The organism is Pseudoroseomonas ludipueritiae (genome assembly GCF_014490445.1).
Lineage (GTDB): Bacteria > Pseudomonadota > Alphaproteobacteria > Acetobacterales > Acetobacteraceae > Pseudoroseomonas > Pseudoroseomonas ludipueritiae.
On sequence record NZ_JACTUZ010000001.1, the window covers coordinates 75,050 to 94,345 of the forward strand.

The window sequence follows — 19,296 nt, forward strand, 5'->3', positions numbered from 1 at the left end:
CTTCTTCGCATCTCCGCTGTTGCTTCGGCGGCGCTGGCCGGGGAGAGTATGTCGGTAGAAAACATGCTCCACCGCACCACGCGCCGCCCGCAATTCTTCTACACCACCGCCCCGATGCCCTGCCCCTATCTGGCAGGCCGGACGGAGCGGAAGGTCGTGACCGAACTGACCGGCGCGGAATCCGAGGCGCTGCATGACCGCCTCTCGCGTGCCGGCTTCCGGCGCAGCCACAACATCGCCTATTCGCCGGTCTGCCCCGGCTGCCAGGCCTGCATCCCCATCCGCATCGCCTGCGACCGCTTCCAGCCCGACCGTACCCAGCGGCGCGTGGCGCGCGACAATGCCGACCTGACGGCGCAGGAAACCACCGCCCGCGCCACGGCCGAGCAGTTCACCCTGTTCCAGCGCTACCAGCAGGCCCGCCACAACGATGGCGACATGGCCTCGATGGGCTTCTACGACTACCGCGCCATGATCGAGGACACGCCCATCACCACGCATGTGGTGGAGTTCCGCGAACCGGATGGCCGCCTTGTCGCCGCTTGCCTGACGGACCGGCTGAGCGACGGTCTTTCCGCCGTCTATTCCTTCTACGACCCCGGGATAGAGCGCCGCTCCCTCGGCACCTACGCCGTGCTGTGGCTGGTGCAGCGGGCCATGCAGTTGGACCTGCCCTTCGTCTATCTCGGCTATTGGGTGCCGCAGAGCCGCAAGATGGCCTACAAGGCCCGCTTCCGCCCCAGCGAGATCCTGACTGGCGGGCATTGGCGGGAATTGCTGGCCACCGACATCGTTCAGCCGGGCGAATAAGGCCAGCGCCCGAGCCAGAGCGTATCCTCGATGCTCTCGGCGCCCGCTGCCAGCATGGCTAGGCGATCAAAGCCCAGAGCGATCCCGGCCGTGGCCGGCATGCCGTGGCGAAGGGCCGCCAGAAAATCCTCATCCACCGGCCATCCTTCGCCGTAAAGGCGGTGGCGTTCCTCGACATCCCGGGCGAAGCGGCCGGCCTGCTCGGTGGCATCGGTCAGTTCATCGAAGGCATTGGCCAGCTCGATGCCGGCGGCGAAAAGCTCGAAGCGCAGCGCGGCGCGTGGGTCCGCAGGGTCGCGCCTTGCCAGAGCTGCCTGGGGCGCTGGCCAATGGGTTAGAAAGGTAGCCCGATCCCGCCCCAGTTGCGGCTCGATGCGCTCCAGCAGCAGGCGGAAGAACAGGTCTTCCCATCCTTCGTTCTCGCGTGGCGGCACGCCGGCATGGGCTGCGGCTTCGCGCAACGCGGTCGCGTCACCCTCGCCCGCGCCATCCAGCGTACCCAGGATGTCCAGGCCGCCGCAGTGGCGGCGAAAGGCCTCGGCGACCGTCAGGCGCTCGAAAGGCAGCGACAGGTCGGTACGGATGCCGCGATGCATTACCTCGGGTGGCAGCATGGTGCGGAGATAGGCCTCCGTTTCATCCATCAGGGCCCCCAGCGAGGCCGCCGGGCGGTACCACTCCAGCATGGTGAATTCCGGGCTGTGCCGGGCGGAGACCTCGCCATTGCGCCAGACGCGCGCGATCTCGAAGACCGGCCCCGCGCCAGCCACCAGCAACCGCTTGATGGCCAGCTCTGGCGAGGTGCGGAGCCAGAGCGTTTCCTCTCCCTCGCCCAGGATGGGTCGGAAGGTGGTCCGGAAGGCCGCCAGATGGACTTCCATGCCCGGTGCCGGCACCAGGGCTGGGGTCTCGACCTCGGTATAGCCGCGCTCGGTGAAGAAGGCGCGGGTCCGCTTCAGCAGGTCGGCACGCCGCCGCAGGGCTGGCATGCGGGCGGACAAGCGGTGCGGGTGCCAGTCCGGCAGGGAGGAGATAGGATCAGGCATTGCGGCGACGGGGCTTCCAGGCGTAAGGCCGCCGACCATGCCCGACGGTGTTCCCGATTTGAAGCCGCGCACGCTGCGCGACCCCGCTGCCCTGGTGGAAGCAGGACTGGCACCGCCCGAGGCGGCCCCTGGGCTCCAGCGCGTGGCGGAGCATTTCGCCATGGCGATTACCCCCGCCGTGCAGGCCTTGATCGACCGGGCCGATCCATCCGACCCTATCGCCCGCCAGTATGTGCCCGATGTGGCGGAACTGGTGACGCTGCCGGATGAGCGCAGCGACCCGACCAGCGACGCACCCTTCACGCCCGTGAAGGGCGTGGTGCACCGCTATCCCGACCGCGCGCTGCTGAAGCCCCTGCTCGCCTGCCCCGTCTATTGCCGCTTCTGCTTCCGGCGGGAGGTTGTGGGGCCCGATGGCGGCCTGTTGAGCGAGGCGGAGCTGGATGCCGCCATCGACTGGTTCGCGGCGACCCCCCAGGTGCGGGAGGCCATCCTGACCGGGGGGGACCCGCTGATGCTTTCGGCGCGCCGGCTGGGCCATATCGTCCGCCGCCTTTCGGCCATTCCGCACCTGGACATCATCCGCATCCATTCCCGCGTTCCCGTGGCAGCACCTGAGCGTGTCGATGAGAGGCTTTCCGATGCTTTATCAACGCACAAGGCGATGTTCCTCTGTGTTCACGCAAATCATGCGAGGGAGTTCTCGCCCATGGCACGGGAGGCCCTGCGGCGGCTGCGGAACGCCGGTGCCACCTTGCTGGGGCAGAGCGTACTGCTCCGGGGCGTGAATGACTCGGCCGAGGCACTTGAGGGCCTATTCCGCGCCATGCTGGCCGCGCAGGTGAAGCCCTACTACCTCCACCAGTTGGACCGTGCCCCCGGGACAGCTCGCTTCGAGGTTCCCATATCCGAGGGTCGTTCACTGCTGCGCCAGTTACGGGGTCGCCTCTCTGGCCTGGCATGGCCGACTTATGTGCTGGACCTGCCGAACGGCGCCGGCAAGGCACCTCTAGGGCCAGACTTCACCCAGGCCGAGTCGGACGGCTGGACCGTGGAAGGGCCGCTTGATCGGCATGGCCATCCTTATCCCGACCGGTGATCAGAACTCAGGATCATCCTGTAAATTTTTGCTATTAAACTAATTCCGTCGCCGGCGTTTCCGCAGCTTTCCTTAGGCTGCCGATGGATTAGGCTCTCTGGCATGGCGCTCTCCCTTTCCATCCTCGACCAATCGACCATTGCTTCCGGCCGGCACGCTGGAGACGCGGTGCAGGAAACCTTGGAACTGGCGCGGCTGGCTGACCGCCTGGGCTACGCCCGCTATTGGCTGGCCGAGCACCACAACAGTTCCAGCCACGCCGGAACGGCGCCGGAGGTGCTGATCGCCGCCATTGCCGCCACCACCACGCGCATCCGCGTCGGTTCGGCCGGCGTGATGCTGCCGCATTATTCCAGCCTCAAGGTAGCCGAGCAGTTCCGGATGCTGGAAGCCATCGCACCGGGGCGCATAGACCTGGGTGTCGGCCGCGCGCCGGGGAGCGACGGCCGCACAGCCTATGCCCTGAACCCCGCCGCTGCTCAGGCCGCCGACCAGTTTCCCCAGCAGGTTCAGGAACTGCTCGGCTGGACTGGCGAAGGGCTGCCGCTGGATCACCCGTTCCGAACCATCCGCGCACAGCCTGAAGTGCCGACGGCGCCGCAGGTCTGGGTCCTCGGCAGCTCGGATTACGGGGCGCAACTGGCGGCGCATCTCGGGCTGCCCTACTGCTTCGCCTACTTCATCACCGATGGCAGAGGTGCATCCGAAGCCATTGAACTTTATCGACAGAACTTCCGGCCGACACCGGGCCGGCTGAAAGAACCCCATGCTGCCATCGGCGTCTTCGCGCTCTGCGCCGATACGGAAGCGGAAGCCCGCCGTCTGTACCGCTCGCGCGAGTTATGGCGCCTGTCACGGGACCGCGGCATTTTCCCACCATTGCCCAGTGTCGATGAAGCGGAAGCCTATCCCTACTCGCCAGCCGAGCAGGCGCATCTGGATCGGCTGCGGCCCCGCGCCATCATCGGCACGGCCGAGCAGGTGCGGGCACGGCTGGAGGCTCTGGCCTCGGAACTAGGGGTGCAGGAGGTCGCGGTGCTGACGCCGATGCACGACAAGCAGGCGCGGCAGAGGTCATTCCGGCTTCTGGCGGAAGCCTTTGGCTTAGTGGGCGAGGCCGTTTCTTGACAGCCGGGCCTGCCGCACGCTCTACCCCCTTGCACATCGTGGTCGCGGCGGCTGGCGCGGCGTACCGAAGCGGGGCCTCGCGCTATCCCTGACATGACGAACAAGAAGAAGCCTGGCGGCTGGCTGGAAAGCCTCAAGACCGTCGTTTATGCTGGCCTGATCGCCATTGGCATCCGGACCGTGGCCTTCGAGCCCTTCAACATCCCTTCCGGCAGCATGATCCCGACGCTCCTGGTCGGCGATTACCTGTTCGTCTCGAAATACGCCTACGGCTATTCGAAACACTCCCTGCCCTTCAGCCCCGATCTCTTCCAGGGGCGGATCTTCGGCAGCCTGCCGACCCGCGGGGACGTGGCGGTGTTCAAGTTCCCGCGCGACAACAGCACTGACTACATCAAGCGCATCATCGGCCTGCCGGGCGACCGGGTGCAGGTGCGCCAGGGCCGGCTCTACCTGAACAGGCAGGAGGTTCCGCGCGAATCCCAGGGCCTCTATACGGTGGAAGGCGATGGGCCGCGCATCACGGTGCGGCTGTACCGCGAGTCGCTGCCGGCCTCCGCGGGCTCGCCCGCGCGGCAGCACCAGATCCTGGAAGCCTCGGACGACCAGAATTACGATAACACGCCTGAGTTCCTGGTGCCCGCTGGCCATGTCTTCGCAATGGGCGACAACCGCGACAACAGCCTAGACAGCCGCGACATGTCGATTGGCGTCGGTTTCGTACCCATGGAGAACCTCGTTGGCCGCGCGGAGATGATCTTCTTCTCCGTCGATGGCTCCGCCGCCTGGTGGGAAGTCTGGGCCTGGCCCTTCGCCGTCCGCTGGGACCGGCTGCTGACGGCTGTCCGGTGAACAAGGCCTTCCTGAACCGGATCGGCCACGGTTTCGCCGACCCGGCACTGCTGGAGCAGGCGCTGACGCATCGTTCCGCCGCCGACCCGCGGCGGGACATGCTCGATTCCAATGAGAGGCTGGAATTCCTCGGCGACCGCGTGCTGGCGCTGGTGATGGCGGAGTGGCTCTCCGAACGCTTCCCGAAGGAGCGGGAGGGCGCGCTAGGCAAGCGCCTGTCGGTGCTGGTGGCGGCGGAGACGCTGGCCAAGGTAGGTGACGCAATCGGCCTGCCCGCCGCGCTGCGCATCCCGCCGGCGGAAGGCCGCACCGGCCTGCGCGGCCGCGCCACGGTCATCGCGGATGCCACGGAGGCGCTGATCGGCGCGCTCTATCTGGATGGCGGCCTTGAAGTGGCGCGTGGCTTTGTTCGGCGTGAATGGGCCAAGCATATCGAGGCCGACCCCACTCCCCCGATGTCGGCCAAGAGCCGGCTGCAGGAATATACTTTGGGCCGTGCGGAGGGGCTGCCGGAATACCGGCTGGTCTCCACCACCGGCCCGTCCCATATGCCAGTCTTCGTGGTCTCGGTGCTCGCCGGTGGGCGGGAAGCGGAAGGCCGCGGTGAATCCAAGCGCGCGGCCGAGCAGGCCGCGGCTGAGGCTTGGCTGGCAGCATTGTGAATGAGGTTATGAGCGACAATCCCGAATCCGGCGCCCCGGAGGAGCAGACCCGCTGCGGCATCATTGCCGTCGTCGGCGCCCCCAATGCCGGCAAGTCCACGCTGGTGAATCGCCTCACGGGCAGCAAGGTCTCCATTGTCTCGCCCAAGCCGCAGACCACGCGTTTCCGTATCCGCGCGGTGGTGATGCACAAGGGCGCGCAGCTGGTGCTGGCGGATACGCCGGGCATCTTCAGCCCACGCCGCCGGCTGGACCGCGCCATGGTGGCGGCCGCCTGGGAAAGCACCCAGGATGCCGACCTGGCCCTGCTGGTGGTCGATGCCCGCGCTGGGCTGACCGAGGCGCTGCAGTCCATCGTGTCGGTGCTGAAGCGCAGCAAGGTGCCGGTCTGGCTGGTGCTGAACAAGACCGACCTGATCGACACGAAGCGCCTGCTGCCGCTGACCGCCGCCTTGAACGAGCAGCTCTCTTTCGCCGAAACGCTGATGGTTTCGGCCGAGACGGGCGATGGGCTGGAGACCATGCTGGACATGCTGGCCTCCCACGTGCCGCAGGGCCCCTACCTCTTCCCCGAGGACGACCTCTCGGACCTGCCCGACCGCATGCTGGCAGCCGAGATCGTGCGCGAGCAGATCCTGCGCCAGACGCATGAGGAAGTGCCGCACCACGCGACTGTGGAGACGGAGCAGTGGGAGGAGCGGCGCGATGGCTCAGTGCGGATCGACTGCACCATCTATGTCGGCCGCGCTTCTCAGAAGGCGATCGTGATCGGCGATAAAGGCGCGAAGATCAAGGAGATCGGCCGCCGCGCTCGCACAGAGCTTGAGGCTTTGCTGGAGCGCCGGGTCCATCTCTTCCTGAACGTCAAGGAGCGTTCCGGCTGGGATGAGGAGCGGGCCCGCATCCGCGCCATCGGCCTGGAAGACATCGGCTAAGGGTTAGCCGGTGGAGTGGGAAGCCCCTGCCGTCGTGCTGGAGGCCCGCCCTTATGGCGAAGGTGGAGCGGTGATCTCCGTGCTGACGGAACACCACGGCCGCTTTGCCGGGCTGTCCAAGGGCGGCTCTTCCCGCGCTCAGTCGGGGCTGTGGCAGCCGGGCAATCTGGTGGAGGTGCGCTGGGTCGGCCGGCTGGCGGACCAGCTTGGTCATCTCACAGGGGAGATGGTGCATCCCACCGCAGCCCTCGCCATGGATGACCCGCTGGCCCTGGCGCTGCTGAACTCAGCCTGCGCCCTGGCCACCGACGCCCTGCCCGAGCGCGAGCCGCAGCCCCGCGTCTTCGCTGCCCTGCTGCCGATCCTGGCGCATCTGCACGCCGGCGGCGCGGCACTGGTGGACGACTACATCCGCTGGGAAATGCTGCTGCTGGAAGCGCTCGGCTATGGGCTGGACCTTTCCCGCTGCGCCGCCACGGGAACGACCGAGGCGCTGGACTGGGTTTCCCCCCGCACGGGCCGCGCGGTCAGTGCCGAAGCGGCCGCGCCCTACAAGGACCGGTTGCTGCCCCTGCCCTCCTTCCTGCACGGCGCCCAGGCTGAGCGTGACCCCAAGGCATGGCTGCAGGGGCTGCGCCTGACCGGCCATTTCCTGGCACGCAATGCCTTCGGCGCCCGGCACCGCCCGGTGCCGCCTGCCCGGGAGCGGCTGGAACATCGCGTGGCGGACCTTGCCGGATGAAGCAACCTGTTCTGCCAGACCTTCTGCGCCCCGGGCTGAGGCTGGTTTTCTGCGGCAGTGCGCCAGGTGCGGTTTCGGCTGCGAGAGGGGCCTATTATGCCCACCCCGGCAACCGGTTCTGGCGCGTGCTGCATGAGGCGGGCCTGACCCCGCGCCGCCTCTCGCCGCACGAGTACCCGCTGTTGCTGGGCCTGGGCATCGGCCTGACCGACATGGCCAAGCACGCCAGCGGCAATGATGCCGACCTGCCGCCGGATGCCTATGACCCCGAGGGCTTCAGGCAGCGCATCCTCGCTGTGGAGCCGGCAGCGGTCGCCTTTACGGCCAAGGCGCCGGCAGCGGCCTTCCTGGGCCGCAGGACCGGCGCCCTGCCTTATGGGCGGGTGGAAGGCTTGCTGGGCTTTCCAGCCATCTGGGTGATGCCCTCCACCTCCGGCCAGGCCAGCCGCTTCTGGGACGACCGGCCCTGGCACGCGCTCGGCGCCTGGTTCCGCGGCGCGGCCCCAGGCTAGCCGACGTCAGACCAGCTTGAGCGCGCTGAGCCCGGTATAGAAGCCGAGCAGCACGATCGCGATGCTGCTGACCACCAGCAGCGCGTTGAAGACGCTGCCGCCATAGAGCCGGGAGTCGGTCTCTCGCCGACGCAGGTGCCAGACCGCCACCACGACGGCCAGCAGGAAGATGCCGGTCGCCACGCCACCGATCTGCACCATCAGCACCGGGGAGCGGATGAAGAGATAGGCCGTGCCCCAGATCAGCGGCAGGGCAATGGTGAAGATCCGGATCCAGCGCAGCCGGGCCGCCGTGTCGCGCCAGTTCAGCACGCCCATCTCGGCCAGCAGGTTGACATACATGCGCGACCAGCTCGGCACCGCCGCCCAGAGAGTGGAGCCCAGTACCACCACGGCACCCACGAGGAACATGGTGCCGGCCCATTCACCCAACGTGTCGGTATACATGCGGGACAGGGCCGTGATCATTTCGTTGCCCTGCGGCACGACGCCCTGCGGGTGCAGCACGGCGGCGCCCATGATGAAGAAGGCGATGGTGCCGAAGGTATAGATGATCCAGGAGAGGAAGGCGTCCTTGTACATGACGCTGATCCAGCCCTTGGCGCGGCGCCGCCAGGCTTCGCTGCCGTCGTTCGGGCCAACGTAGCGGGCATAGCCCTTCTCGATGCACCAGTAGGTGTAGAAGGTCAGTTCATCCGCGCCCACGCCGGTGATGCCGAACATGGCAACCGCCGCGCCGATGGCCCCGGCCGGGATGGCGAGCGAGAGGCCACTCGCGAGGTCATCCATGGAATAGGCATAGGGCGTGAAGGGCAGGCCGAGGGCGATGCCGATGGTGATGAAGGAGAAGATCACCACCAGGATGCCGGCGCCGCGCTCGATGCGGCTGTACTTGTTGCTGTAGAGCAGCGCGATGCTGCCCAGCGTGACGATGACCGTCCAGACCGTGAGGGAGACGCCGGCCAGGGGGTTGTCGCCTAGCGGGAACATGATGCTGAGCGCCAGCGCGGTGCCCCCCACCACGCCGCCCATCTGCAACACCTTGGAAAGTGCCATCAAGGCCCAGAGCAGGTTGATCCAGCTCAGCCGCCCCACATGCGGCCCCACCTTGTTGTAGCCGGTGAGCGCCGGCTGGCCGGTGGAGATGCACCAGCGTGCCAGCTCGATCTGCACGGCCACCTTCACGAAGGTGCTGAAAATGACCATCCAGAGCAGCGCGAAGCCCACGGTGGCGCCAAGAGTGGTGGTGACGATCAGTTCGCCGGAGCCGACGATGGAGGCGCTGAGGATCAGGCCCGGCCCCAGATGTTTAAGCGAATGCATCCAGCCGGTGGGAGGCTCCATGATGCCGTCCGGCTTCAGGATATAAGGGTCGTCCGGCTGCGCGGCCCCACGTTTAAGGCCTGCCTCGGCGTAGGCGCTCATTCCTGTCTCTTCTCCCGTAACCGCTGTTTCTGTCGCGGCCTGTTGAGCGACGACTATGGACACGGGGGAGAGATGCGTCACCCCGGCCGGAGCGGGAGTTGACGGCCTTGTGAGGCCAAGGTTCAGCTTGTACCGAACAAAAACAACCTCTTCCCGCTGTCGCCGGAGGGCCGTCATCAGCGGGAGAGGAAGAGGTGCGGATGCGATGGGCCGCAGCCCACGGCCTGCCTGCCGTGCCGCAGGCGTACCGCGGCACGGGTTCCGGTCAGGCGGCCGAACTGCTGCCGCCCTGGCGCATTCAGTCGCGCAGTTCGGCTGGCACCTTGCCGCCGTTTTCAGCCAGCTTCCTCATGACCTGCTTGTGCAGCCAGATGTTCATGCTGGCGGAATCATTGGTGTCGCCGGTGTAATTCAGCTCCCGCGCCAGTTCCTTCCTGGCCTGGAGGCTGCTGTCGAGGCCCAGCAGCTTCATCAGGTCCACGATGGACTGCCGCCAATTGAGGTTCTGGCCATTCTTGGCCGCCATCTCCGTCAGCACCGCGTCCACGTCCACGTTCTGCGCTGCGGCCCCAGCCGTTGAGGTCGATGCCATGGGCGGAGCCTGCGGCGTGGGCACCGAGGGCGTGGCGGGTGAAGGCGACTGCGCCGCCGCTGGCGTGGTGGGGGCCGGGGCGCTGGTGGTGTCGTTGCCAGCGGGCGCCGCCGTTTCCTGCGCCGCTGCTGGCTTCTGCCCGAAAATCTTCGACATGATCGAGCCGAAAATGCTCATGTCCTGTCTCTCCTCTTGATGCGGCCGCGAGTGTGCCGGTGCCGGGCTAACGCGGCGGCATGGGCAGAGTTGGCAGCGCCTGACAGAGCGGGCTGCTGACAGCGGTTTGTGTTTCCGTTATGTTCTCCCGCTCTGGCGTTCAGGGCGCTGATGCGCTAGCCCACCGAAGCCTCGATTTATCCTAGATGCCTGTTCTGCCGGGGAGCTCACCATGCCCGATGACCTGATTCTTCTGCCGCAGGACGGTGAAGTCCCCACCAACTTCTCGGCTGCCCTGTCCGAGCGGTACTTGGCCTATGCCATGTCCACCATCACGGCACGCTCGCTGCCGGATGTGCGGGATGGGCTGAAGCCGGTGCATCGCCGCCTGCTCTGGGCCATGCACCAGCTGCGGCTGGACCCTACCGGCGGCTTCAAGAAATGTGCCCGCATCGTCGGCGACGTGATGGGTAAGTACCATCCGCATGGCGATGCCTCGATCTACGAGGCCATGGTGCGGCTGGCCCAGGAATTCGCCGCCCGCTACACGCTGGTCGAGGGCCAGGGGAACTTCGGCAATATCGACGGCGATAATGCCGCGGCCATGCGCTACACCGAGGCCCGGCTGACCGCCATCGCCCAGGCGCTGCTGGAGGGTATCGAGGACAATGCGGTCGATTTCCGCGCCACCTATGACGGCGAGGAACAAGAGCCCATCGTTCTGCCCGCCGCCTTTCCCAACCTGCTGGCCAATGGCGCGGCGGGCATCGCCGTGGGCATGGCGACCTCCATTCCGCCGCACAATGCGGGCGAGCTTTGCGCGGCGGCCATCGAGCTGATCCGCAACCCCAAGGCCGAGATCGACGACCTGCTGCGCCACGTGCCTGGCCCCGACTTCCCCACGGGTGGCGTGCTGGTGGAAAGCGCCGAGGCGGTGCGGGAAGCCTATGCCACCGGCCGTGGCGGCTTTCGCATCCGCGCGCGCTGGGAAAAGGAATCGTTGAAGAACGGCACCTGGCAGGTGGTGGTCACCGAGATCCCCTACCAGGTGCAGAAATCCCGCCTGATCGAGCAGATCGCGCAGCTGATGGAGGAGAAGAAGCTCCCCCTACTGGCCGATGTGCGGGACGAGAGCACCGATATCGTCCGCATCGTGCTGGAGCCGAAGAACCGCACTGTGGACCCGGCGGTGCTGATGGAGACGCTGTTCCGCGCGACGCAGCTGGAGAACCGCATCTCCCTCAACATGAACGTGCTGGATGCCAGCCGCACGCCGCAGGTGATGGGCCTGAAGCAGGTGCTGCGCGCTTGGCTGGACCACCGGCACGAGGTGCTGGTGCGCCGCAGCCAACACCGGTTGGATGCCATCGCCCGGCGGCTGGAGATCCTGGAAGGCTACCTCATCGTCTACCTCAACCTCGATGAGGTGATCCGCATCGTGCGGGAGGAGGACCATCCGAAGCCCGCGCTGATCGCCGCCTTCGAGCTGACGGAGGTGCAGGCCGAAGCCATCCTGAACATGCGCCTGCGCGCCTTGCGCAAGCTGGAAGAGATGGAGATCCGCAAGGAGCACAAGAAGCTCTCGACGGAACAGAAGTCCCTCCAGGCCCTGCTGGCGAGTGAGACCAAGCGCTGGAACCGCATCGCCGACGAGATCGCGGCGACGCGGGAGAAGTTTGGCGAAGGCACCGAGATCGGCCGCCGCCGCACCACGCTGGACGCTGCCCCGGTTGCGGTGGTGATTGATGAGCGGGCCTTCGTGGAGAAGGAGCCTATCACGGTCATCCTCTCCGAAAAGGGCTGGATCCGCGCGCTCAAGGGCCATGTGCCGCCGGAGAACGAGCAGAAGTTCAAGGAAGGCGACAGGCTCCGCTTCTTCCTGCATGCCCAGACCACGGACCGGCTGTGCCTCTTCGCCACCAATGGCAAGTGCTTCACGCTGAAGGCGGATGCCCTGCCCCGTGGCCGTGGCGACGGCCAACCGGTGCGGCTGATGCTGGACCTGGGCAACGAGGACGATGTGGTCACCCTCTTTGTCTGGCAGGAAGGCGTGAAGCACCTCGTCGCCTCGACTGACGGGCGCGGCTTCATCGTCAAGAGTGAGGATCTGGTGGCCGAGAAGCGCACCGGCAAGCAGGTGCTGGTGGTGGAGAGCGGCCAGGAGGCGGCCTGCCTCATCCCCGCCGATGGCGACACGGTGGCGGTGATCGGCGAGAACCGCAAGCTGCTGGTCTTCCCACTGGAGCAGTTGCCGGAGATGACACGCGGCCGCGGCGTGGCGCTACAGGGTTACCGTGACGGCGGCATGGCGGATGTGAAGGTCTTCCAGGCCACCGCCGGCCTGAGCTGGAAGGTAGGCGAGCGGGTGCGGCTTGAGACGGACCTGACCGCCTGGCGCGGCAACCGTGCCGGGGCGGGTAAGCAGCCGCCCCATGGCTTCCCGAAGAACAACCGCTTCGGGGAATAAGGCTATGGGAGGTGGCTCAGGCCACCTCCTCGTCCAGGCGCTGGAGGTCGCGCAGCTTCGGGAAGAGGCGCATCCAGAGGCCTGCCACCAGGATGGTGCCGACACCACCCAGCACGACCGCGCCCACGGGCCCGATCACCGCACCCATGGTGCCGCTGCGAAATTCACCCAACTGGTTGGAGGTGCCGATGAACAGCATGTTCACCGCCGCCACCCGCCCCCGCATCTCATCGGGCGTGCGTAGCTGCACAAGGGTGGAGCGCACCACCACGCTGACCACATCCGCGCCGCCCAGCACCGCCAGCGCCAGCACCGAGAGCGGCAGCCAGGTGGAAAGGCCGAAGACGATTGTGGCCAGCCCGAAGATGCCCACGGCCGCGAACATCAGCAGCCCGGCGTGACGGCGGATCGGCCGGCGAGCCAGCCAGATGGACACCGCCAGGGCGCCTACTGCAGGCGCACCGCGTAGTAGGCCGAGGCCCCAGGGGCCAGCATGCAGGATGTCGTGCGCATAGACCGGCATCATGGCCACCGCGCCACCCAGCAGCACCGCGAACATGTCCAGCGAAATGGCACCCATGATCTCGGGGCGGGAGCGGATAAAGTGCAGCCCGCCAAAAACCGCCGCCAGTGTCACCTTCTCGCGCGGCCGGGCGGGCTGGCGCAGGCGAATCAGGGTGATGGACAGGGCCGCACAGGCATAGGCCGCCGCCACAATGGAATACACCACCCCTGCCCCCAGCCCGTAGAGCAGGCCGCCGGCGGAGGGCCCGATGATGGTCACGGTCTGGAAGACGGAGGAGGACAAGGCCGCCGCGCGGGAAAAGAGCGAGGCCGGCACCAGGCTCGGCAGCAGGGCCTGGAGGCTTGGCTGCTCGAAGGCCTTGGCGACGCCGAAGAGGCCGATCAGCGCATAAATCATCCCTGGCGTCACGGCGTGGTGGAATGATGCGAATGCGAGGGCCGCGGCGCAGAGGGCCGAGAGCACTTGGCAGCAGGCGGCGATGCGGCGGCGGTCGAAGCGGTCCACCACCTGCCCCGCCACGAAGACCAGCACCACCATGGGCAGGAACTGGGCCAGTCCCACCAGCCCCAGTGAAAGCGGGCTGCGGGTCAGTTCATAGATCTGCCAGCCCACGGCCACGGTCTGCATCTGGTAGGCCAGGGCAGAGAAGCTGCGGCTGCCCAGGAAAGCCAGAAGGTCGGGTTGTCGAAGGAGCCGTCCTTGGTCTTCCTCGGCCAGAGACGCCTCGGCGGCGGCGCCGGAATTCTGCTGCATAATCACCGTAAGCCTGAACAAGCACGGGCCGGGATGCCCGGGTGCAGGCACCATAAGCACGCCGCCCGCTCATTCATCGCATTACGAAAACGACATCAACCCAGCGCGGCTTCCACAGCCCGCAGCAATTCCGGCGAGCCGGGTTCCACCCGGCTCGGATAAGTCTGCAGCAGCCGCCCGTCACGCCCGACGAGATACTTGAAGAAGTTCCAGCGCGGCTCGCCGGCCCAGGCGAAGAAAGGATGCGCTTCTGGCCCCTTCACATGGCTGATGGCAGCCATGGGAAAGTCCACGCCGAATTCCGCGTCGCAGAAGGCCTTCACCGCGGCATTGTCGGCGGCTTCCTGGTTGAAGTCGTTGGACGGCACGCCCAGCAGCAGGAGCCCTCGCGGCGCATAGGTCTCGTGCAGCTTCTGAAGCGCGGCGAACTGCGGCGCGAAGCCGCAGAAGCTGGCGGTGTTCACCACCAGCATCGGCTTGCCGCGCCAGGCCCCGAGGTCGATCTCGCCACCCTCGATAGCGGGGAAGCGGAAGTCATAGGGATGTGACGCTGGCCCGGCCGCCAGCAGCAGCGGTGTCCCCAGCAGCAGGCGTCGGGAGAGGTCAGCCATAACGCTCCTCCAGCCATGGATTGCCACGATCATGGTAGCCGCGCACTTCCCAGAAGCCGGGCTCGTTCCGCCCGGCGAAGCTGATGCGCCGCACCCACTTCGTGCTCTTCCAGAAGTAAAGATGCGGCACCACCACCCGCAATGGCCCGCCATGCTGGCGCGTCAGCGGCTGGCCTTCCCAGGAATGCGCCAGCAGGTTCTCCGGCCGGGCGAAATCCTCCAGGGTCAGGTTGGTGGTATAGCCGTCATGGGCCTCGAAGGTGACGAAGCGGGCGCCGGGCTTCAGCCGCACCAGGTCCAGCAGCGTCGGCACGGGCACGCCCTGCCACCGGTTGTCGTAGCGGGACCACTGGGTAACGCAGTGGATGTCGTTCAGCCGCTCTTCCTGCGGCAGGTCGTTCAACCAGGCCCAATCCAGCGTCACGGGGTTCTCGACCAGCCCGTCCACCCTCAGCCGGAACTTCTCGGCCGGCACCTCGGGCTGGATGCCGAGATCCAGCACGGGGAAATCCTTCACCAGCCTCTGGCCAGGCGGCAGGCGTTGCTCCGGCGCCGCGGTCTGGCCAGTCAGCAGCCGCCCGGCCCTGGCCCATGCCTGCTTGGTTTCCACCAGCTTCTGCCGGATGCCGCCGGGTTGATCCTCTGCCATGGTGTCACCCTCGCTCTGGCACAGTAGGTGACATCGCGCAGGCCCGATGCAAGCTTACGGGCGACTTACGGAGGAGACATTTCACATGCGGGCACCCGTCCTGGCCCTTCTGACGCTACTGGGCGCCGCCCCGGCGCTGGCCCAGGCCGCGTCCGCCCTGGACGCTCAGCCGCGCGCCGCATCCCGCGCGAGCCGCCAGATGGTAGCCGCCGCCCATCCCCTGGCCGCCGAGGCCGGGCTGGCGATGCTGCGGCAAGGCGGCACGGCCCTGGATGCCGCCATTGCGGCGCAGGCGGTGCTGACGCTGGTGGAGCCGCAATCATCCGGCATCGGTGGCGGGGCCTTGCTGATGCACTGGAATGCAACGCATCGCCGGGTTTCCGCTTGGGACGGACGGGAAACCGCGCCAGCGGCAGCCACGCCGGGGCTCTTCCTGAAGCCCGATGGCACGCCGATGGCCTTCTACGAAGCCGTCCTGTCTGGCCGCAGCGTTGGCGTGCCGGGTGTGATGCCCGTGCTGGCGGCGGCCCATGCCGTCGAGGGCCGGCTGCCTTGGGCGGATCTCTTGGCCCCCGCCATCAGGCTGGCGGAGGAAGGCTTCGCCGTCTCCCCCTCGTCTCGCTGCACAGATCGCCACTGATGCCGAGCGCCTGAAGCGCAACCCCGAGGCGGCAGCCTATTTCTTCGCGCCCGATGGATCGCCGTTGCCGGCGGGCACCATTCTCAAGAACCCGGCCCTGGCGCAGACCCTACGCGCCCTGGCCGAGCGGGGCGCCGCGGCGCTCCAGACCGGCCCGATCGCCGCCGCCATCGTGGAGGGCGTGCAGAAGCACGGCGATGGCAACAATGGCATGACGGCGGCCGACCTTGCCGCCTATTCACCGAAGCAGCGCACGCCGGTCTGCGGCCCCTACCGCGTCTTCACCGTCTGCGGCTTTCCGCCGCCCAGTTCGGGCGGCGCCGCGGTGGCGCAGATCCTCGGCGTGCTGGAACATTTCCCCCTCTCCCACCTCGACCCGCGCGGGGCGGATGCGGCGCATCTGATCGGCGAGGCCGGGCGGCTGGCCTTCGCGGACCGTAACCTCTACCTGGCCGATAGTGATTTCGTGCCGGTACCGCTGCGCGGGCTGCTGGAGCCAGGCTATCTGACCCTCCGCGCCCAGTTGGTGGACCCGGACCGCGCCATCGCCAGTCCGCGCGCCGGCAATCCGCGCTGGCGCGATGCCAGCCTGGCGCCGCAGCCGGCCCAGCCGGAATATGGCACCAGCCACCTTTCCATCGTGGATGCGGCAGGCAATGCGGTGTCGATGACCACCACGGTGGAGGATGCCTTCGGCGCCCGGCTGATGGTCGCCGGCTTCTTCCTGAACAACGAACTGACTGACTTCTCCTTCCGCCCCGAGGTGAACGGGCGGCCCGTGGCCAACCGGGTCCAGGGCGGCAAGCGCCCGCGATCCTCGATGGCGCCGACGCTGGTGTTCAACCAGGATGGCACGCTCTTCGCCACGCTGGGCTCGCCGGGCGGGGCACGCATCATCGGCTATGTGGCGCAGGCGCTGACGGGCCTGCTGGACTGGAAGCTGGACCCGCAGGCGGCGGTCTCGCTGCCGCATGTCGGCACCACCGGCATCGAACTGGAGCTGGAAGCCAATACTGGAGCCGCCGGGATGGAGGCCGCGCTGAAGCAGCGCGGCCATGCCGTCACGGTCCGCCCGATGGATTCCGGCTTGCAGGCGGTAGTGGTGACGCCGGCGGGCCTGCTGGGTGGCGCGGACCCGCGGCGGGAAGGCGTGGCGGTCGGGGACTGACCGCCCTCGCCCGCTTACTTCCTGGCGGCCTGCTGGCGCAGATCGGCGATGGTGGCGCGGTGCGTCACCTGCTCCGGGTTCACCCGCACCTCGATGACTGCAGGCTTGCCGCTGGCCAGTGCCCGCTGGAAGGCAGGCACCAGTTCTCCGTCGCGCTCCACCAGTTCCCCATGCCCGCCGAAGCTCTCGATGAACTTGGTGAAGTCCGGGTTGGTCAGCTTGGTGCCTGAAACGCGGCCGGGATAGGCGCGCTCCTGATACATGCGGATGGTGCCGTACATGCCGTTGTTGAACACCAGCACGATCGGCGCCACGCCGGCCTGGAAGGCCGTCGCGATCTCCTGCCCTGTCATCAGGAAGCCACCGTCACCCACCAGCGCGATGGAAACGCGGTCAGGATAGGTGATCTTGGTGCCGATGGCGGCGGGCACGGCATAGCCCATGGCGCCGTTGGTCGGCCCCAGGAACTCCTGCTTCTCCGCCATGTGCATGAAGCGGTTAGGCCATGTGGCGAAGTTGCCGGCGTCACAGGTGAAGATGGTGTCCTCGGGCAGCACGGATTCCAGCGCCTGCAATTCGCGCGCGAGGTTCAGCGGGCCTTCATACTCCGGCGCCTGGGCCTGCTGCGCGCGGGCGGCGTGGACTTCCTTGGTCCACCCGGACCAGCGCGCGGCCCCGGCGGGTGCCGGCAGCTTCGCCAGGGCCTGGGCGAAGGCATTGATCTCGGCGGTGATGCCGAGGGCGGGACGATAGACACGGCCGATCTCGGCCTGGTCCGGATAGACATGGACGATAGGCGTGGCGCCGGCCATGTCGAAGAGGGTGTAGCCCTGGCTCACCGGCTCCCCGATGCGGGTGCCGAAGGCAAGGATCAGGTCGGCCTGCTTCGCCTTGGCCACCAACCCGGCATCGGCCCCGACGCCGAGGTCGCCGGCATAGTTCGGCAGGCGGCAGTCGAACAGGCTTTGGCGGCGGAAGGCCACGGCCACCGGCAGGTCCCGCGCCACGCAGAACTCACGGATGATCCGCCGCGTCTCCCCCGTCCAGCGGGAGCCGCCGAGCACCACCAGCGGACGCTCCGCCTTCTCCAGCATCGCCAGCATCTTATCCATGGCGGCGGGCGCGGGATGCGCGGGCGCCACATCGGCCGGGCCGATGTCGGGCACGGCCACCCGGCGCTTCTGCATCTCCTCGCTGATCGCCACCACCACCGGGCCAGGGCGGCCGGAGGTGGCGACGTCGAAGGCATGCGCCATCAGTTCCGGGATGCGGGCCGCGTCGTCGATCTGCGTCACCCACTTGGCCACCGAGCCGAACATGCGGCGGTAGTCCACCTCCTGGAAGCTCTCGCGGTCGGTTTCCTCGAAGGGAATCTGGCCCACGATCAGCACCAGCGGCGTGCTGTCCTGCATCGCCACATGCACGCCGATGGCGGCGTGGCAGGCGCCCGGGCCGCGCGTTACCAGCGCCACGCCAGGGCGGCCGGTCAGTTTGCCATGGGCCTCGGCCATGTTCACCGCACCGGCCTCGAAGCGGCAGGTCACCAGCTCGATCTTGTCGCTATTGGCATAGAGGCCGTCGAGCACGTCCAGGTAGGACTCGCCGGGCACGCAGAAAGCGTGGGTGACCCCCTGCGCCACCAGTGCATCGGCGAGGATCTGGCCCCCGGTTCGGGTGGCGGCGTCCGTGCTGATCGAATCCATGGTCCGACCTTTCCTCCAAAAAGTATTCAGGAGGAGAACTAGCCTGCCGCCGGGCAAGCGGCCACCCCGGACAGCAGGCCATGCCCCGACAGCATCGGAGGCCGCCGCCATCTTCCGCCCCCGCCCATGATGTGGCAACAGCCCTGGGCGCCGGGACGGGCCGGCGCATCGAGCGGGAGGCGGCGATGCGGGCGATATTCGTCCAGATCAAGTGCGAGATGGGTCATGCCTACCGCGTGGCTCGGGAGATGGCGGATACCATCGAGGAACTCTCGGAGATGCATTCCACCTCCGGCCAGTATGACCTGCTGGGCAAGTTCTACCTGGCCAATGACCAGGATATCGGCCTCTTCGTCGTCGAGAAGGTGCAGACGGTGGAGGGCGTGAAGGACACTTACACCATTCAGACCTTCAACGCCTTCACCGCTACACGGGGCTAGACTCCACCGCCGCAATCGCCGCGATTCGCCATCGAAACGCCGTGATTGTGCCGATGAAGCGCCGTACCGGGTTGGCACGTTTCTCCACTCAGGAGGAATGGATCATGTTCACCCGTCGTGTTCTTCCCGCCTTCGCACTGGCTGGCAGCCTGCTTGTCGCTGGCTGCCAGAACCCGGATGGCTCCACCGACTGGGGCAGCACCCTGGCTCTCGGCGCAGGCGCCGGCCTGGCCACGGCACTGATCGCCGGCGCGGCCTCCGATGACGGCCCCCGCTACTACAACCGCGGCCCGAGCTACCACGGGGGCTACTACGGCCGGCCGAATTATGGCCGCGGCTATTACGGCCGGGGGTATAGGCGCGGATACGGCCGCTGGTGA

20 protein-coding genes are annotated in these 19,296 nt (G+C 67.5%); 13 read left to right on the forward strand and 7 right to left on the reverse strand.

Features of this window, described 5'->3' with window-relative positions; translation table 11 throughout:
- Positions 1 to 63: 63 nt before the first annotated feature.
- Positions 64 to 810 carry an arginyltransferase gene (locus tag IBL25_RS00380; RefSeq protein WP_187776562.1) on the forward strand — a complete coding sequence of 249 codons (747 nt, stop codon included), beginning with the start codon at positions 64 to 66 and terminating at the stop codon, positions 808 to 810.
- Here IBL25_RS00380 and epmA read toward each other — a convergent pair.
- On the reverse strand, positions 795 to 1,856 hold the full coding sequence (gene epmA, locus IBL25_RS00385) for an EF-P lysine aminoacylase EpmA (RefSeq protein ID WP_187776563.1): 1,062 nt from the start codon (positions 1,854 to 1,856) through the stop codon (positions 795 to 797). The two genes, IBL25_RS00380 and epmA, sit on opposite strands and share 16 nt — an antisense overlap.
- A 37-nt stretch (positions 1,857 to 1,893) precedes the next feature.
- Here epmA and IBL25_RS00390 point away from each other — a divergent pair, with 37 nt between their 5' ends.
- The 7 genes from IBL25_RS00390 (at position 1,894) to IBL25_RS00420 (ending at position 7,786) form a co-directional block, all read left to right on the forward strand.
- The gene (locus IBL25_RS00390; protein ID WP_187776564.1) at positions 1,894 to 2,955 is read left to right on the forward strand and encodes a lysine-2,3-aminomutase-like protein; all 1,062 of its coding nucleotides are present in this window, start codon (positions 1,894 to 1,896) and stop codon (positions 2,953 to 2,955) included.
- Positions 2,956 to 3,057: 102 nt separating this feature from the next.
- Complete coding sequence (locus IBL25_RS00395) at positions 3,058 to 4,083, forward strand: LLM class flavin-dependent oxidoreductase (RefSeq protein ID WP_187776565.1); 1,026 nt, start codon at positions 3,058 to 3,060, stop codon at positions 4,081 to 4,083.
- 93 nt (positions 4,084 to 4,176) lie between these two features.
- The gene (lepB, locus tag IBL25_RS00400) at positions 4,177 to 4,935 is read left to right on the forward strand and encodes a signal peptidase I (RefSeq protein WP_187776566.1); all 759 of its coding nucleotides are present in this window, start codon (positions 4,177 to 4,179) and stop codon (positions 4,933 to 4,935) included.
- Positions 4,932 to 5,597, forward strand: coding sequence for a ribonuclease III (gene rnc / locus IBL25_RS00405; RefSeq protein WP_187776567.1), 666 nt, complete (start codon positions 4,932 to 4,934; stop codon positions 5,595 to 5,597). Before lepB ends, rnc begins: the two co-directional genes overlap by 4 nt.
- A gap of 8 nt (positions 5,598 to 5,605) precedes the next feature.
- Positions 5,606 to 6,532 (forward strand): GTPase Era, encoded by a 927-nt coding sequence (gene era / locus IBL25_RS00410; RefSeq protein ID WP_187776568.1) that lies wholly within the window; start codon positions 5,606 to 5,608, stop codon positions 6,530 to 6,532.
- A 10-nt stretch (positions 6,533 to 6,542) separates the two neighbouring features.
- A complete protein-coding gene (recO, locus tag IBL25_RS00415) occupies positions 6,543 to 7,274 on the forward strand; it encodes a DNA repair protein RecO (RefSeq protein WP_187776569.1) in 732 nt (243 codons plus the stop codon).
- Positions 7,271 to 7,786, forward strand: coding sequence for a mismatch-specific DNA-glycosylase (locus IBL25_RS00420; RefSeq protein ID WP_187776570.1), 516 nt, complete (start codon positions 7,271 to 7,273; stop codon positions 7,784 to 7,786). The genes recO and IBL25_RS00420 overlap by 4 nt, the downstream gene beginning before the upstream one ends.
- A 6-nt stretch (positions 7,787 to 7,792) precedes the next feature.
- Here the strand turns inward: IBL25_RS00420 and IBL25_RS00425 are convergent, their stop codons facing one another.
- Entirely contained in the window at positions 7,793 to 9,211 is a 1,419-nt protein-coding gene (locus IBL25_RS00425) for an Nramp family divalent metal transporter (RefSeq protein ID WP_187776571.1), read from the reverse strand.
- Positions 9,212 to 9,509: 298 nt separating this feature from the next.
- Positions 9,510 to 9,980 (reverse strand): DUF3597 domain-containing protein, encoded by a 471-nt coding sequence (locus IBL25_RS00430; RefSeq protein ID WP_187776572.1) that lies wholly within the window; start codon positions 9,978 to 9,980, stop codon positions 9,510 to 9,512.
- A gap of 211 nt (positions 9,981 to 10,191) precedes the next feature.
- Between IBL25_RS00430 and parC the strand changes: the two genes are divergently transcribed.
- Positions 10,192 to 12,426 carry a DNA topoisomerase IV subunit A gene (gene parC, locus IBL25_RS00435; protein WP_187776573.1) on the forward strand — a complete coding sequence of 745 codons (2,235 nt, stop codon included), beginning with the start codon at positions 10,192 to 10,194 and terminating at the stop codon, positions 12,424 to 12,426.
- Between the two features lie 16 nt (positions 12,427 to 12,442).
- On the opposite strand, the gene IBL25_RS00440 is transcribed toward parC, so the two are convergent.
- From IBL25_RS00440 to IBL25_RS00450, 3 genes are all read right to left on the reverse strand, one after another.
- Positions 12,443 to 13,705: an MFS transporter gene (locus IBL25_RS00440; RefSeq protein WP_187776574.1), complete on the reverse strand. Its 1,263-nt coding sequence runs from the start codon at positions 13,703 to 13,705 to the stop codon at positions 12,443 to 12,445.
- A 95-nt stretch (positions 13,706 to 13,800) separates the two neighbouring features.
- Complete coding sequence (locus IBL25_RS00445) at positions 13,801 to 14,316, reverse strand: glutathione peroxidase (RefSeq protein ID WP_187776575.1); 516 nt, start codon at positions 14,314 to 14,316, stop codon at positions 13,801 to 13,803.
- Positions 14,309 to 14,965 (reverse strand): sulfite oxidase-like oxidoreductase, encoded by a 657-nt coding sequence (locus IBL25_RS00450; RefSeq protein WP_187776576.1) that lies wholly within the window; start codon positions 14,963 to 14,965, stop codon positions 14,309 to 14,311. The genes IBL25_RS00445 and IBL25_RS00450 overlap by 8 nt, the downstream gene beginning before the upstream one ends.
- A gap of 85 nt (positions 14,966 to 15,050) precedes the next feature.
- Between IBL25_RS00450 and IBL25_RS27445 the strand changes: the two genes are divergently transcribed.
- Positions 15,051 to 15,605, forward strand: a complete 555-nt coding sequence (locus tag IBL25_RS27445) for a gamma-glutamyltransferase (RefSeq protein ID WP_367615517.1) — start codon at positions 15,051 to 15,053, stop codon at positions 15,603 to 15,605.
- Complete coding sequence (locus IBL25_RS00455) at positions 15,496 to 16,773, forward strand: gamma-glutamyltransferase family protein (protein WP_367615518.1); 1,278 nt, start codon at positions 15,496 to 15,498, stop codon at positions 16,771 to 16,773. The genes IBL25_RS27445 and IBL25_RS00455 overlap by 110 nt, the downstream gene beginning before the upstream one ends.
- Before the next feature lie 14 nt (positions 16,774 to 16,787).
- Here IBL25_RS00455 and IBL25_RS00460 read toward each other — a convergent pair whose 3' ends face one another.
- A complete protein-coding gene (locus tag IBL25_RS00460) occupies positions 16,788 to 18,476 on the reverse strand; it encodes a thiamine pyrophosphate-dependent enzyme (RefSeq protein WP_187776577.1) in 1,689 nt (562 codons plus the stop codon).
- Positions 18,477 to 18,661: 185 nt separating this feature from the next.
- On the opposite strand from IBL25_RS00460, the gene IBL25_RS00465 reads away from it, so the two are divergent.
- Positions 18,662 to 18,916, forward strand: coding sequence for an Lrp/AsnC ligand binding domain-containing protein (locus IBL25_RS00465; protein WP_187776578.1), 255 nt, complete (start codon positions 18,662 to 18,664; stop codon positions 18,914 to 18,916).
- A gap of 104 nt (positions 18,917 to 19,020) precedes the next feature.
- Positions 19,021 to 19,296, forward strand: a complete 276-nt coding sequence (locus IBL25_RS00470) for a hypothetical protein (RefSeq protein WP_194433559.1) — start codon at positions 19,021 to 19,023, stop codon at positions 19,294 to 19,296.